Raw genomic sequence first — 12,110 nt, 5'->3', positions numbered from 1 at the left:
GGTTTGCATGAAGGGCGTACGAAACCCCATTTCATCGTGTCAGCGCTAAACTGAGCGCCGATTTTTGTGCTGGATCAAGAAATCGGTGCGCCGAGGCGCGACGGACGCGGGGGCGGTCAGCCCGCTGGACGGACGATGAGGCTCGCTGCATGAAGATTGCAATCCCCGATTCGGCGCCGCGCGTAGGGACCACGCATGGCTGCCGGTAACAGTAAAACAGCGCCCGGAGCGGCTCCTCGCGAGCCCGCCCGAAGGCGCGCCGCTTTCGAGCAAGGCGGAGCGTGTGGAGAAGACATGGGTTCGAATCACAACAAGGACGGCCTCAAGCGCGGGCTGAAGAATCGCCACATCCAGCTGATCGCGCTGGGCGGTGCGATCGGCACGGGGCTCTTCCTCGGCATCGCCCAGACCATCAAGATGGCCGGCCCGTCGGTGCTGCTCGGTTACGGCGTGGCCGGCATCGTCGCGTTCTTCATCATGCGGCAGCTGGGCGAGATGGTGGTCGACGAGCCGGTGGCCGGCTCGTTCAGCTACTTCGCGAACAAGTATTGCGGGCACTTCACCGGCTTCCTGTCGGGCTGGAACTACTGGGTGCTGTACATCCTCGTCAGCATGGCCGAACTGTCGGCCGTCGGCATCTACGTGCAGTACTGGTGGCCGGGCGTGCCGACCTGGATGTCGGCGCTGGTGTTCTTCGTCGTCATCAACGCGATCAACCTCGCGAGCGTGAAGTCGTACGGCGAGACCGAGTTCTGGTTTTCGATCATCAAGGTGGTCGCGATCATCGGCATGATCGTGTTCGGCGCTTTCCTGCTGTTCACCGGCCAGGCCGGGCCCGAGGCCGGCGTCGCGAACCTGTGGCGGCACGGCGGATTCTTCCCGAACGGCGTGAGCGGCCTCGTGATGTCGATGGCGGTGATCATGTTCTCGTTCGGCGGCCTGGAGCTGGTCGGCATCACCGCGGCCGAGGCCGACGATCCGCGCCACAGTATCCCGCGCGCGACCAACCAGGTGATCTACCGCATCCTGATTTTTTACATCGGCGCATTGGGCGTGCTGCTGTCGCTGTATCCGTGGGAGAAGGTGGTGTCGGGCGGCAGCCCGTTCGTGCTGATCTTCCACGCGCTCAGCAGCAACCTCGTCGCGAACGTGCTGAACCTCGTCGTGCTGACGGCAGCGCTGTCGGTGTACAACAGCGGCGTGTATTGCAACAGCCGGATGCTGTACGGCCTCGCGCAGCAGGGCAACGCGCCGCGCGCGCTGCTCAAGGTGAACCGCCGCGGGATTCCGCTCGTCGCGCTCGGCGCGTCGGCGCTCGCCACCGCGCTGTGCGTGGTGATCAACTACTTCATGCCGGGCAAGGCATTCGAGCTGCTGATGGGGCTCGTCGTGTCGGCGATCATCATCAACTGGGCGATGATCAGCCTGATCCACCTGAAGTTCCGCCAGGCCAAGCGCGCGCTCGGCGAGGACACCGTGTTCAAGAGCCTCGGCTATCCGCTGACGAATTACCTGTGCCTCGTGTTCATGGCCGGCATCCTGGTCGTGATGTACCTGACGCCGGATCTGCGGCTGTCCGTGTACCTGATCCCGGTGTGGCTCGCGGTGCTCGGCGTGGGCTACCGGTTTCGCCAAAAAAACGTGGGTTATGATGCGCAACGGAGCGGCGCCTCGGCGCGTTGAGCAGGCTTCCTCGAATTTTCCATCAGTCAGAAACCGCCATGTTTGAACATATCGATGCGTATCCGGGCGATCCGATCCTTACGCTGAATGAGAATTTCCAGAAGGATCCGCGCACCCGCAAGGTGAATCTGAGCATCGGCATCTACTTCGACGACGCCGGCCGGATCCCCGTGATGGGCGCCGTGCGCGAAGCCGAGGCCGCGCTCGGCGCGGAGCCGGGCCCGACGCCGTACCTGCCGATGACGGGGATGGCCGCGTATCGCGCGGCCATCCAGTCGCTGGTGTTCGGCGAAACCAGCGACGCGCGCCGCGAAGGCCGCATCGCGACGCTGCAGACGCTCGGCGGCTCGGGCGCGCTGAAGGTCGGCGCGGACTTCATCCGGCGTTACTTCCCGGATGCGCAGGTGTGGATCAGCGATCCGAGCTGGGAGAACCACCGCTTCATCTTCGAGCGCGCGGGCTTCACGGTGAACACCTATCCGTACTACGACGAGGCCACGGGCGGCCTGCGCTTCGACGCGATGCTGGCGGCGATCGACACGCTGCCCAAGCGCAGCGTCGTGCTGCTGCACGCGTGCTGCCATAACCCGACGGGCGTCGATCTCGACGAGGCGCAATGGCTGAAGCTGATCGACGTGCTGCAGGCGCGCGAACTGCTGCCGTTCGTTGACATGGCGTACCAGGGGTTCGGCGCGGGCCTCGACGACGACGCGTTCGCGGTGCGCGAGATCGCGCGTCGCGGCATGCCGGCGTTCATCGCGAATTCGTTCTCGAAGAACTTCTCGCTGTATGGCGAGCGCTGCGGCGGCCTGAGCGTGATCTGCGAGGACGCCACGGCGGCCGAGCGCGTGCTGGGCCAACTGGCGAGCGCGGTGCGCGCGAACTACAGCAATCCGCCAACGCATGGCGCGAAGGTCGTCGCGAAGGTGCTGACGACGCCCGCGCTGCGCGCGCAGTGGGAAGAGGAGCTGGCCGCGATGTGCCGGCGCATCGCGAAGATGCGCAGCGCGATTCACGACGGCCTGCGGACGCACGTGCAGGGCGAGGCGCTCGCGCGCTACGTGAAGCAGCGCGGGATGTTCACCTATACCGGGCTGACCGAGACGCAGGTCGAGAGCCTGCGCAACGACCACGGCGTATATGTGCTGCGCTCGGGGCGGATGTGCGTCGCGGGCTTGAACGAGTCGAATGTCGGGATTGTGTCGGAGGCGATCGGCGCGGTGCTGGCAAGCGGTGTCTGAGGCGCGCAGCATGCGCTGAAAGCGGAAAACGGCGAGGCGCAGCCTCGCCGTTTTGCTTTGGGGCGTCACATGGCGCGTCGTGCAGGATGAAGACCGGGAGGGGTGATGAGCATCAGCATCGTCAGGCTTGGCGCGCCGCGCGGCGCGGATGAGGGCGTGCGCATCGGCACGGTGCGCCGGCCGCCGCGCGGGGTGCCGAGGGCGGAGTTCGCGTCGCGGGACTATTACGACGTGTGGCTACCGACACTGTCTCCGAGTGCGGAGCTGGTGGCCGAGGCGCAGGCCGCGACCACTGATGTGCAGTGGCGCGTGTTCGTCCGCAAGTTTCGCGCGGAGATGGGCCACGGCGATGCGGAGAAGGTGTTGGACACGCTCGCGGCGCTGTCGGCGAGCACGCATTTCGCGATCGGATGTTATTGCGAGGATGAGGCGCGCTGCCATCGCGGCGTATTGCGGCAACTGCTGGCCGAGCGCGGGGCGGTGATCCGCGGCGAGCCGGGCTGAATCCGATCGCGACTGGAGCGGGGCGCGCGAATTTGAACGATGCCGGTTCCGATGCATGTGACGCACTCAAGGATGCGTCTGTCCGGATTGAAAAAATGTCCGGGTTCCGGTCGCCTGTCGTTCGGATAAGGGAGGCTTGGTGGCGTGGATGCATCGGCGCATCGGCGCATCGGCGCGCAAGGGCGCGTGGCGACAGGCTGCAACCCACGAAACGCCTCGTCCATAGTTTTTCTATAGGCTGCGCCAAGATATCGTTGATTGTAAGAAAAATGAAATTTCCGGATACTTAAAAAAAGAAATTTCTGGCGCTGCCTGCGATGCCTGGTCCGAAGGTTTGGAAAATCTCTCGAGTTGCCTTCCACCTGTACGAAGCGCCGATTTCGCGCTCAACGGGCGATCGGATCGGATCAGGTTCGACGGCGTAGGCTGCCACCCCGGCAGCAGCAGGGCGAAGGTGCTGCCTTGCTTTAGACCGACCCATGACGAGTTCCTATTTGCCTGTCCATGGCTCCGGCGCTTTGGCCTTGGTGAAAATATAGCTGTCCGAATGGATGATGAGGCGGGTGGCCGGGGGTTGGAAGGGCGTTCAAGTGTGTGAATGGAGGATGGGCGTGCGAAGAAGGTGCATTGGCGTTGGTTCATTGAAGCTGGTTTTGTTTTTCCATTCGAGGAGGCCCTGCCTTCAATGAACTCAACCGAGGAGAGTCGCGAGTTGTTCGAGAAATACAATCTGGTCAGCCAGCGATTGGGATACGAAAAAATCAGTTTGCTGCCGGCGGAACTGCGCGGTGGCGGCGATATTTCCTATGTCGCGTCATATATCTCGACGGCGCTCGTCGGGATCGGCGCGAATGGCAGCAGTGAGCATTCGCCACAGGAAACGCTCGATGTCGATTCGCTGGTCGCGCAATCGCAACGGGCCGGATTGCTGATGCTTGATTTGATCAAGTGAAATGTCCGGCAGGAGAACGATGATGAAAATTCCGATGCTCTTTGCGATGCTCGCGATGGCGTCGTGCGCGACCCAGGCCGCCGATGACGTGATCCGCTATCGCGTCGCCAATTCGACCGTTCCCGTTGCGGCTGCCGTCGAGATTCCGGCGACTGCCTCGCTTGTCTACCTCTCCGGCAAGACGCCGCCGGTGCAGCATGCCGAATATCGGACGGACGACATACGGGCCTACGGCGAAAGCACCCGGCAGCAGGCGGAGGGGATCTTCAAGGCGATTGAGCGATCGCTGGGCGAGCTCGGGCTGGGGCTTGGCGACGTCGTCAAAATGCAGGTCTACTTGGTTGGGGACCCGGCAAGCGACGGCAGGATGGACACGCGGGGTTTCATGGAAGCATACGTGCGGTTTTTCGGTACCGGGGCGCAGCCCAATCTTCCCGCGCGCACTCTGGTCCAGATCGCCGGCCTGCCGAATCCGGGCTGGCGGGTGGAAATCGACGTTGTCGCCGCGCGCGTCAAGCCCTCTCGAACGGACGCGAATACCTGATTGCGCCGGCGGATCGAGTGCTTTCATTCGATCACGAGGCATTTCGATTTGATACTTTCACATGAACAGAAGAACATTCCTCATCATGGGTAGCGGCATGCTCGGTGGGTTGCCGCGACTCGCCGCCGCATTCGAGTCAGTCGATCTCGAGGCGGCCATGGCCGCGCTCGAGAAAGACTCGGGTGGGCGGCTCGGCGTGTCTATCCTGAAGACGGGTGCCGGCCAGGCATTCGGCCACAGGGCGCACGAGCGATTCCCGCTTTGCAGCACCTTCAAGTGGCTCGTCGCCGCGCACGTACTCCACCATGTGGACGGTGAGCGACTCAGCCTGAATCGTCGCGTGTCGTTTTCCAAGGCGAGCCTGATGGATTGGTCTCCGGTCACGCGGCGGCACGCCGACGGGCAGGGCATGACGATCGGCGATCTGTGCGAGGCGGCCATCACCGAAAGTGACAATACCGCCACGCAGTTGCTGCTCGACAAACTGGGCGGGATCGCTGGGTGGAACGGGTACGTGCGCTCGATCGGCGATCCCGATACGCGCCTCGATCGAGGGGAGCCTTCCCTGAATGAGGCATTGCCCGGCGATATCCGAGACACGACCACGCCGTCTGCGATGGCGGCCAATCTGAGTCGATTGCTGCTGGGAGACGGGCTCAGTCCGGCATCCCGGGAACAGTTGACGCGATGGATGGCCGCGACGAAATACAGCGGCGCGCGGTTCCGTTCCGGAATGCCCGACGGATGGCGCCTTGCCGATAAGACGGGAAGCGGAAATGCCGGCACGGGCGCCGCGGGTGACGTCGGTGTGTATTGGTCGCCGACGGGCCAACCGATCGTCGTCGTCGCGTACCTTGCCGAGGCCAAAGTCGAATCGAAACAGCAGGACGCCGCCATCGCGGATGTCGGGCGATGGGCGCGAAGTTTCGCCTTGTCCTGACGGATCGAGGGCGTCAAGGCGGTTCGGAGGCAGTGCCGAATCGTCTTGTCGAGGCCAGGCGGCCGCCTCGATCAAGGCGGCGGGAAAACGCATGCGTCGTGCGCGATGGGTGCCGCGCCGGGGCCGTCAATGATCGTCCCGCCATTCCATCTTCTGAACGCTGACGCCGGGTTGGCTCGCGAGCGGCTCCCATTCCGGCAGGAACCTGAAGCCTTGCCGCTGATAGAGCGCGACGGCCGACGCGTTGTCCGGCGCGACGCTCAGCACGACCCGCCGATATCCGCGCGCCACCGCGCGCGCCTTGATCGCGCCGACGAGTCGGTCCGCGATGCCTGCGCCGCGGCATTCGGGGCGCACCCACATCGCGATCAGGTGGTATTCGTTCGATGCGCCGACGCTGTCGCCGATCAGGCCCACGGCCTGCCCTTGGCGGATCGCCAGCAGGAATTCGGGCGGGGTCTTGCTCGATGCGCGGTCGCGCCATTGCTGCTCGCTGTACGCGGACGCGATCGCATAGCTGAGGCCGAACGCGGCGGGGCTGTCGCGCAGCGCGTCGAGGCGGATCGACTTCAGGGCGGCCCAGTCTTCTTCCGTGGCCGGGCGGATGGTGACGGCGAGCGTCTCGATGGACATGAAGGCTTTCCGAAGATTGACCGAATGATGTTGCGTGACCGGCTCATGCCCGGGCGCGTGCGCCGAAAACGACGCGCTGCGTTGCCGATGCGTGGGCCGACGCGTTGTCGGCCGCATTCCAGCCTGATCCAATCAGGCCGGACGCGACAGCGCTACGCGCTTCACGAACGCGCTTTTTTCCCTTTGCCCGCGCGCAACGTCGCCGTCGTCATGCCGGCCGCGGCGGCGCGCGTCTGCTTCGTGCGGGCAGGGCGCGCGGCCTCGGTTGGGGGCGGCTCCTGCGGCAGCGAGGGAAACTCCGGACGGTCGTCGTCGAACAGCGGCAACGTGCCCACCGCGATCAGCTCGGCCGGCCCGTCGCCGAGATTGGCGAGACGGTGGCGCTGGTGCGCGTCGAAATGCAGGGAATCGCCGGGACCGAGCCGATACTCCTTGCGTCCGATCGTATAGCGCACTTCACCGGACAGGATGAACACGAACTCGTCGCCGCTGTGCGCGACCCATTCCGAGCAATAGCCTTCCTTCATCTGCACCTTGACGGCATTGAGCTGGCTGCCCGTGAAGCTCGTCGACAGGCGTTCGTAGCACTGCTGCGTCGCGCGGATCGCGTACGATTCCCGGCTGCCCTGATGAGAGTCCGGCTGATCCTGGCGCGGCTGGTCGAGCAGCGTGCCGAGCGGCGTGTTCAACGCCTTCGCGACGTTGACGAGCGACGAGATGGAAATGCCCGTCAGGTTCCGCTCGACCTGGGACAGGAAGCCGACCGACAGGTTGGCCTCGGTGGCGACTTGCAGCAGCGTCTTTTTCAGCTCGCGGCGCAGGCGGCGAATGCGTCCGCCGATATGCATGATGTCCGAATCCATGAATCTCCCACGAGGCGACAGTTGGCTGACGTGCCGATGCGGGCGCGTCCCCCGCGCGCTCGCGCATCCGTCTGACTCTATCCAGCGAAGTCGTCCCGACGGCAATGCCCGTGCATTGTACCGCGCCTGTTTTTTTGATCGTCAGTCCGATGGACAGGGAACCGCCCGGTTGTGAATTGTCACATCGCGTGAGATTTTAGTCTCACTAAAATTTTAGCTTGACGTAAATTCGGGGCGACTGTAACTTTTTCGTCATTCCCGGGCGGCCTGACAACGACAACAAGGACCCACGATGATCGATCGACTGAAATACCACTTTTCCGATGTGCCGGACTATGAGGCGTCGCTGGCCGGCACTCATGCGGGCTTGTCCGCGCTGCTGGATGCCGGTGGGCTCGATGCATTCATCGTGACCGCGCAGGACGAGTACCTGACCGAATACCTGCCGCGTCAGAACAACCCGCGCTATGCGCTGTCGGCGTTCGACGGCTCGACCGGCAACGGCATCTTCCTGAGCGAGGGCGCCGCGGCGCGGCTCGGGATTGCGCAGCGGTTCGTGCTGTTCGTCGACGGCCGCTATCACTTGCAGGCCGACACGCAGTGCGATCCCGCGCGCGTGCAGGTCGAGAAACTGCCGCTCGAACTCGGCATCTGGCAGGCGATGGTCGAATGGCTGGCCGCGCGCGCCGGATCGCTGCGCGTGATCGGCTACGACGCGTTGCGTCTCAGCGTCGCCGAGCGCGAGCGTCTGGTCGCGGGCACGGCCGCGGCTGACTTCACGTGGCGCGCGCTCAGCGCGCGCGAGGCCGATCGCGCGATCGGGTTGCCCGGCTGGCGGATCGCAAGGCCGATCTTCAGCGTGCCGGCTTCGGTCACGGGGGCGCGCGTCGCGGATCAGGTCGCGGCGCTCGATGCGCGCCTGCGCGCGCATCTCGGCCGCGACGACGCGGCCATCTGCTTCCTGACCTGCACGGCCGACGATCTCAGCTATCTGCTGAACAGCCGCGGTTATCACCTGCCGCAGGCGTCGTCGCATCTCGGTTATCTGTTCGTGCTGCGCGATGCGATCGTGTTGTTCCTGCCGGACGGTTGCGACACGTGCCCGGTCGAGCTTGAGGCCGGTTCCGCGTTGCAGGTGGTGCGGGGCGATCTCGCCGCGCTGGCGCGCGTGCTGCGCGGCTTCAGCGTCGACACGCTTTGCTATGACACGTCGGTCGTGAATTGCGCGGTGCCGGATTTCGTGACGGATCTCTGGCCGGCGGCGCGTCATGTCGATTTCAGCCCGGTCGAGGCCATGCGCGCGAGCAAGACGCCCGAAGTGCTCGACCAGTTCCGCGATGCGTTCTCGCGCAGTTCGGCCGCGATTGCCGAGACGCTGCGCTGGGCGAAGCGCGGCGTGCCGGGCGAGTCGCCGTCGGAGGTCGATCTGGCGCGCCGGATCAACGACGAGTACGGCGCGCGCGGCGCGGTCGCGCTGACGTTTACGACGATCGCCGCGAATGGGCCGCATAGCGCGATCACGCATTACACGGCGGCGGATCCGGATACCCGGTTGACCGAAGGCGAACTGGTGTTGATGGACAGTGGCGCGTATTACGACGCGGGCTTCGCGACCGACTGCACGCGCGTCGTGCTGCGCAGCGCGACGCCCGGCACGCGCGCGCAGCCGTGGCAGAAGTCGATCTATACGATTGCGCTGAAAGCCGCGATCAGGGGGCTCGTCACGCATTTCCCGGCGGATGCGCTGGGCGGCGACGTGGACGACGCGGTGCGCGAGGTCTGCCGCGCGCAGGGGTACGACTATGCGCACGGCACGGGACACGGCATCGGCATCCACGTGCACGAGGGCGGCGTGCGCTTCAGCCCGGGTTCGACCTATGGGCTGGTGCCGGGGGCGGTGATCTCGGTGGAGCCGGGCATCTATCTCGCGGGCCAGGGCGGGGTGCGGATCGAGAACGTCGTGATCATCCACCCGTCGACATGCGAGGCGGGCAAGGTCGAATTCGAGAATATCGTGTGGGTCGGGTATGACTGGGACCTGATCGACCTGGATCTGCTCGATGAGGCGGAGCGTGATTATCTGCGCGGCTACGAGCGTGCGTGCGTCGAGCGGGGGACGTCGGTGACGGCGTGTCCGTTGCTGGGATAGGCGAGGGGCGGTAGGTTTGGTGGTGGGTGATGGCGCGTACTTGTGCCGTCACGTGATGCTCCGGTCGTTGCAACGACGACTGGACTTTTCCTGATTCGCCCGATGTCTAGCGGCCGGATCTGCGCATTGAGCGGAAACCGCAACGGGACGCCGCAGGGTACGCGCGAGCGCGTACCGGTGTCGGTCGATTGACGATTTCCCCGCGAGTGAATATCCCGAATTTTCGACGGTGCACGGAAAGCGAGACACCTCCTTTCCGTGTCGACGCTCGACGTATCTAAAAATCAATAAAAAATAAGTGCGGCGAGAAGAGTCGATGGTGGTGCGCGGCATGCGCGCCGCTTGCTTGGAAAGCATTTTCTACGATTTGTGTCGGCATGCTTTTCCACTTGCGCCGTTGCTCCGGCAAGGGGCGGGGGAAAGTGAAGGCAGGTGTGGAGGTGATTGGGGATGGGCGGCTTATGCGTCTGGCCGTAGACTCGCCTCGCTGCAAGTTCTGTAGGTGACTGGCCGCCGTCGTGGTTGACTGTCCTCGTGTGGTTTTGAAGATTCGCGAGCTGTTCGCGGCCGTTCATCTCGGTTTTTCATAGCACGCCCCGCTATTTATGTCGGTGACGTAGCTCGGCAAGAGCGCGCCGATGCCGTTGCGGGCGCACGGATTGCGTCGGGATGGTGGTGATTAATTGAGAGGACTGCCACTTGAAACGGAATTTTCTCAGAGTGGGTGATCATTCGTCTTCCGGTGGCACGGTCGTGGACAGCATCCCGACGATGAGCTGCGACGGAGTTGGGCTGACCTTCGTCGGCGCGAGAGTGACTTGTCCGACCTGTGGTCAGGTTGGGGTCATCGTTGCGGCAGGACCGCGCTGGCCGGGTGAGCTGATGGGCCGTCAAGCGGCGTTGGAGGGCGACACGGTGGCTTGTGGGTGCAGGCCGCGTCCGGCGATGATCGCGTCGCAATCCGGGATGTATCAGTTCTTCGAATCCGACGCACTCGTCAAAATGGGCTTCTCAGCTACAGGTGGTCCGGTAGTGCTGGATCTCGGGACACCCAGGCCGTCAGAAGGTTTCTGCCTGTCGTGCATGATTGCGGCCGCCAAGCGTGCAGCCTCTATGATCGTTCGCGGGTGACGGACGATGCGCATTCATACCTTCTTTGCAGCATGGCAGCAGCGGGCGGGCCTTCCGGTTCGTCTGTTCGCGCTCGCGGACGGCCTGTTGTTTTCTGAACTCGGAGGCTCCGCACCACAGAGGGCAGGCGAGTCGGCGATAGCCCTGCTCGATGGAACGCCGGATGCGTCACTCGCGAATGCTGGCCCCTGGCTGTTCGACTATGCAACGGTTGAAGGTCCGGTCCAGTGCGTGATTGAGCAAATGGCGCGGGGTGAGTATGGGGTGAACTGGATCATCAGTGCCTATCGTCCGGGTCAACTTGCGGGAGAGCTTCGCGAACGACTGGAGGGCGCGTTGCCGGATGGTCGATCCGTGATGCTTCGCTACTACGACGCTCGTGTGATGCGCCATTTCGCTCCGGCGCTGAGTGTGACCGAACGGACAGTGTTCTTCTCGCCCACTTTCGATTGGCTGATCGAGATCGACGGACAGTTATTCAGGGCGCATCCTCATGCCGCTTAATCTCACGCCTGCTCATCTGTCGGCGCTTGCGGAGGGCGAGGCTCGCAACTTCGTGGATGGTGTGCGACGCGACATGATAAAAGCCGATCCTGCGTTGACGCAGGGCACTGACCTTCGGAATCGACTATGGGAGGCGTATCAAGCCGCCCATGCGCTTGGCATTCAGGACAGCGAGCACCTCGTTCAATTTCTGAAGGTCGAAGCATATTCGCCGAGCTTCTATGCGAAACCCGCAACGCATGCCTGGCTGACCAAACCCGGTCGCAGTGCAGATGAGCGTTTTCACGTCTACGTTCAGGAAGTCACCTGGCGATCACAACATCCTGACAGCTTGAAGGGAGTCCCACATGGCAGTACCGTTTATCCCCCTGGTGACAGCGTTAGCGGCGGAGGCGGGTCCGGCATTGTCAGCTATTGGAAGCGCTTTATTGGGCGGGGCGGTGGTAGCGGGGATCGGTAGTCTCCGAGGTGACGTCAGCAAGGGGGATGATCAGGCGAAGTCGAGAACGGAATCGCGAACAATCTCGGATTCAACCGAACCTTGCAAGAAATGTCCGCCGGAGCAGACGGGTGCACTCATGCGAAGCAGGCACGGCCCAAACTGGCCTGCTTATCGGTATCAAGCCCGTGTGACAGGCTTTGCGTTCGACACGGAGAATTGCCGTTGGAGTGATGAGTGGGAGTGGCTAGGGATCGATTTTGATGGGTTCAGGGCGAATGAATGCCTGCTACAGGAAGCCAAGGGGAACTACGATCAGTTCCTCGATGGGTCTATCCCCAGAGCGACAGATTTCTTCACGGGGTGGGATGGGATGATGGAGCAGGCGCTGGAGCGGGCCAAGAAGGTGAAGGCAAATCCACCCACGCGACTCAGGTATTATTTTCAAGGACCGCTGACGTATCAGAAGATGTCGAGTCGCTTTCGCTTCCTCGGTATTGAGTCAGAACACTTTCCGTAAGAAAGCA

Annotated in this window: 13 protein-coding genes; 11 read left to right on the top strand and 2 right to left on the bottom strand. The window is 63.5% G+C overall.

What is annotated here, in order from left to right:
- Positions 1 to 294 precede the first annotated feature (294 nt).
- The 6 genes from AC1RQF_RS08545 to bla all read left to right on the top strand — a co-directional run bounded on the left by AC1RQF_RS08545 (position 295) and on the right by bla (position 5,864).
- Complete coding sequence (locus AC1RQF_RS08545) at positions 295 to 1,683, top strand: amino acid permease (RefSeq protein WP_492871776.1); 1,389 nt, start codon at positions 295 to 297, stop codon at positions 1,681 to 1,683.
- A 38-nt stretch (positions 1,684 to 1,721) separates the two neighbouring features.
- Positions 1,722 to 2,924 (top strand): amino acid aminotransferase, encoded by a 1,203-nt coding sequence (locus AC1RQF_RS08540; protein ID WP_492871775.1) that lies wholly within the window; start codon positions 1,722 to 1,724, stop codon positions 2,922 to 2,924.
- A gap of 105 nt (positions 2,925 to 3,029) precedes the next feature.
- Positions 3,030 to 3,428 carry a DUF488 domain-containing protein gene (locus tag AC1RQF_RS08535; protein WP_273998145.1) on the top strand — a complete coding sequence of 133 codons (399 nt, stop codon included), beginning with the start codon at positions 3,030 to 3,032 and terminating at the stop codon, positions 3,426 to 3,428.
- Between the two features lie 598 nt (positions 3,429 to 4,026).
- On the top strand, positions 4,027 to 4,380 hold the full coding sequence (locus tag AC1RQF_RS08530) for a hypothetical protein (RefSeq protein WP_492871774.1): 354 nt from the start codon (positions 4,027 to 4,029) through the stop codon (positions 4,378 to 4,380).
- Positions 4,381 to 4,402: 22 nt separating this feature from the next.
- A complete protein-coding gene (locus AC1RQF_RS08525; protein WP_492871772.1) occupies positions 4,403 to 4,924 on the top strand; it encodes a Rid family hydrolase in 522 nt (173 codons plus the stop codon).
- 61 nt (positions 4,925 to 4,985) lie between these two features.
- A complete protein-coding gene (bla, locus tag AC1RQF_RS08520) occupies positions 4,986 to 5,864 on the top strand; it encodes a class A beta-lactamase (RefSeq protein ID WP_492871770.1) in 879 nt (292 codons plus the stop codon).
- A 126-nt stretch (positions 5,865 to 5,990) separates the two neighbouring features.
- Here bla and AC1RQF_RS08515 read toward each other — a convergent pair whose 3' ends face one another.
- Together AC1RQF_RS08515 and AC1RQF_RS08510 are read right to left on the bottom strand one after the other, a co-directional pair.
- On the bottom strand, positions 5,991 to 6,497 hold the full coding sequence (locus tag AC1RQF_RS08515; protein WP_492871769.1) for a GNAT family N-acetyltransferase: 507 nt from the start codon (positions 6,495 to 6,497) through the stop codon (positions 5,991 to 5,993).
- Positions 6,498 to 6,658: 161 nt separating this feature from the next.
- Positions 6,659 to 7,360, bottom strand: a complete 702-nt coding sequence (locus AC1RQF_RS08510; protein WP_273998152.1) for a helix-turn-helix domain-containing protein — start codon at positions 7,358 to 7,360, stop codon at positions 6,659 to 6,661.
- A 292-nt stretch (positions 7,361 to 7,652) separates the two neighbouring features.
- Here AC1RQF_RS08510 and AC1RQF_RS08505 point away from each other — a divergent pair, with 292 nt between their 5' ends.
- The 5 genes from AC1RQF_RS08505 (at position 7,653) to AC1RQF_RS08485 (ending at position 12,103) form a co-directional block, all read left to right on the top strand.
- Positions 7,653 to 9,509: a M24 family metallopeptidase gene (locus tag AC1RQF_RS08505; RefSeq protein WP_492871768.1), complete on the top strand. Its 1,857-nt coding sequence runs from the start codon at positions 7,653 to 7,655 to the stop codon at positions 9,507 to 9,509.
- A 699-nt stretch (positions 9,510 to 10,208) separates the two neighbouring features.
- Positions 10,209 to 10,640 carry a PAAR domain-containing protein gene (locus tag AC1RQF_RS08500; RefSeq protein ID WP_492871766.1) on the top strand — a complete coding sequence of 144 codons (432 nt, stop codon included), beginning with the start codon at positions 10,209 to 10,211 and terminating at the stop codon, positions 10,638 to 10,640.
- Positions 10,641 to 10,646: 6 nt separating this feature from the next.
- On the top strand, positions 10,647 to 11,144 hold the full coding sequence (locus AC1RQF_RS08495) for a DUF4123 domain-containing protein (protein WP_273998156.1): 498 nt from the start codon (positions 10,647 to 10,649) through the stop codon (positions 11,142 to 11,144).
- Positions 11,134 to 11,604: a hypothetical protein gene (locus AC1RQF_RS08490; RefSeq protein WP_273998158.1), complete on the top strand. Its 471-nt coding sequence runs from the start codon at positions 11,134 to 11,136 to the stop codon at positions 11,602 to 11,604. The genes AC1RQF_RS08495 and AC1RQF_RS08490 overlap by 11 nt, the downstream gene beginning before the upstream one ends.
- Positions 11,492 to 12,103 (top strand): restriction endonuclease fold toxin 5 domain-containing protein, encoded by a 612-nt coding sequence (locus tag AC1RQF_RS08485; RefSeq protein WP_492871764.1) that lies wholly within the window; start codon positions 11,492 to 11,494, stop codon positions 12,101 to 12,103. Before AC1RQF_RS08490 ends, AC1RQF_RS08485 begins: the two co-directional genes overlap by 113 nt.
- Positions 12,104 to 12,110 lie beyond the last annotated feature (7 nt).

The organism is Burkholderia sp. GW821-FHT14F03 (genome assembly GCF_058803765.1).
The sequence above is the reverse complement of the archived record's forward strand: the minus strand, read 5'-3'. Positions and strand labels throughout refer to the sequence as shown.

What these genes read in the sequence shown, in the direction of transcription:
- AC1RQF_RS08510 (WP_273998152.1), bottom strand. Translation starts at nt 7,360, where the DNA reads ATGGATTCGGACATCATGCATATCGGCGGACGCATTCGCCGCCTGCGC.
- bla (WP_492871770.1), top strand. Translation starts at nt 4,986, where the DNA reads ATGAACAGAAGAACATTCCTCATCATGGGTAGCGGCATGCTCGGTGGG.
- AC1RQF_RS08545 (WP_492871776.1), top strand. Translation starts at nt 295, where the DNA reads ATGGGTTCGAATCACAACAAGGACGGCCTCAAGCGCGGGCTGAAGAAT.
- AC1RQF_RS08515 (WP_492871769.1), bottom strand. Translation starts at nt 6,497, where the DNA reads ATGTCCATCGAGACGCTCGCCGTCACCATCCGCCCGGCCACGGAAGAA.
- AC1RQF_RS08505 (WP_492871768.1), top strand. Translation starts at nt 7,653, where the DNA reads ATGATCGATCGACTGAAATACCACTTTTCCGATGTGCCGGACTATGAG.
- AC1RQF_RS08490 (WP_273998158.1), top strand. Translation starts at nt 11,134, where the DNA reads ATGCCGCTTAATCTCACGCCTGCTCATCTGTCGGCGCTTGCGGAGGGC.
- AC1RQF_RS08535 (WP_273998145.1), top strand. Translation starts at nt 3,030, where the DNA reads ATGAGCATCAGCATCGTCAGGCTTGGCGCGCCGCGCGGCGCGGATGAG.
- AC1RQF_RS08485 (WP_492871764.1), top strand. Translation starts at nt 11,492, where the DNA reads ATGGCAGTACCGTTTATCCCCCTGGTGACAGCGTTAGCGGCGGAGGCG.
- AC1RQF_RS08540 (WP_492871775.1), top strand. Translation starts at nt 1,722, where the DNA reads ATGTTTGAACATATCGATGCGTATCCGGGCGATCCGATCCTTACGCTG.
- AC1RQF_RS08495 (WP_273998156.1), top strand. Translation starts at nt 10,647, where the DNA reads ATGCGCATTCATACCTTCTTTGCAGCATGGCAGCAGCGGGCGGGCCTT.
- AC1RQF_RS08525 (WP_492871772.1), top strand. Translation starts at nt 4,403, where the DNA reads ATGAAAATTCCGATGCTCTTTGCGATGCTCGCGATGGCGTCGTGCGCG.
- AC1RQF_RS08530 (WP_492871774.1), top strand. Translation starts at nt 4,027, where the DNA reads ATGGAGGATGGGCGTGCGAAGAAGGTGCATTGGCGTTGGTTCATTGAA.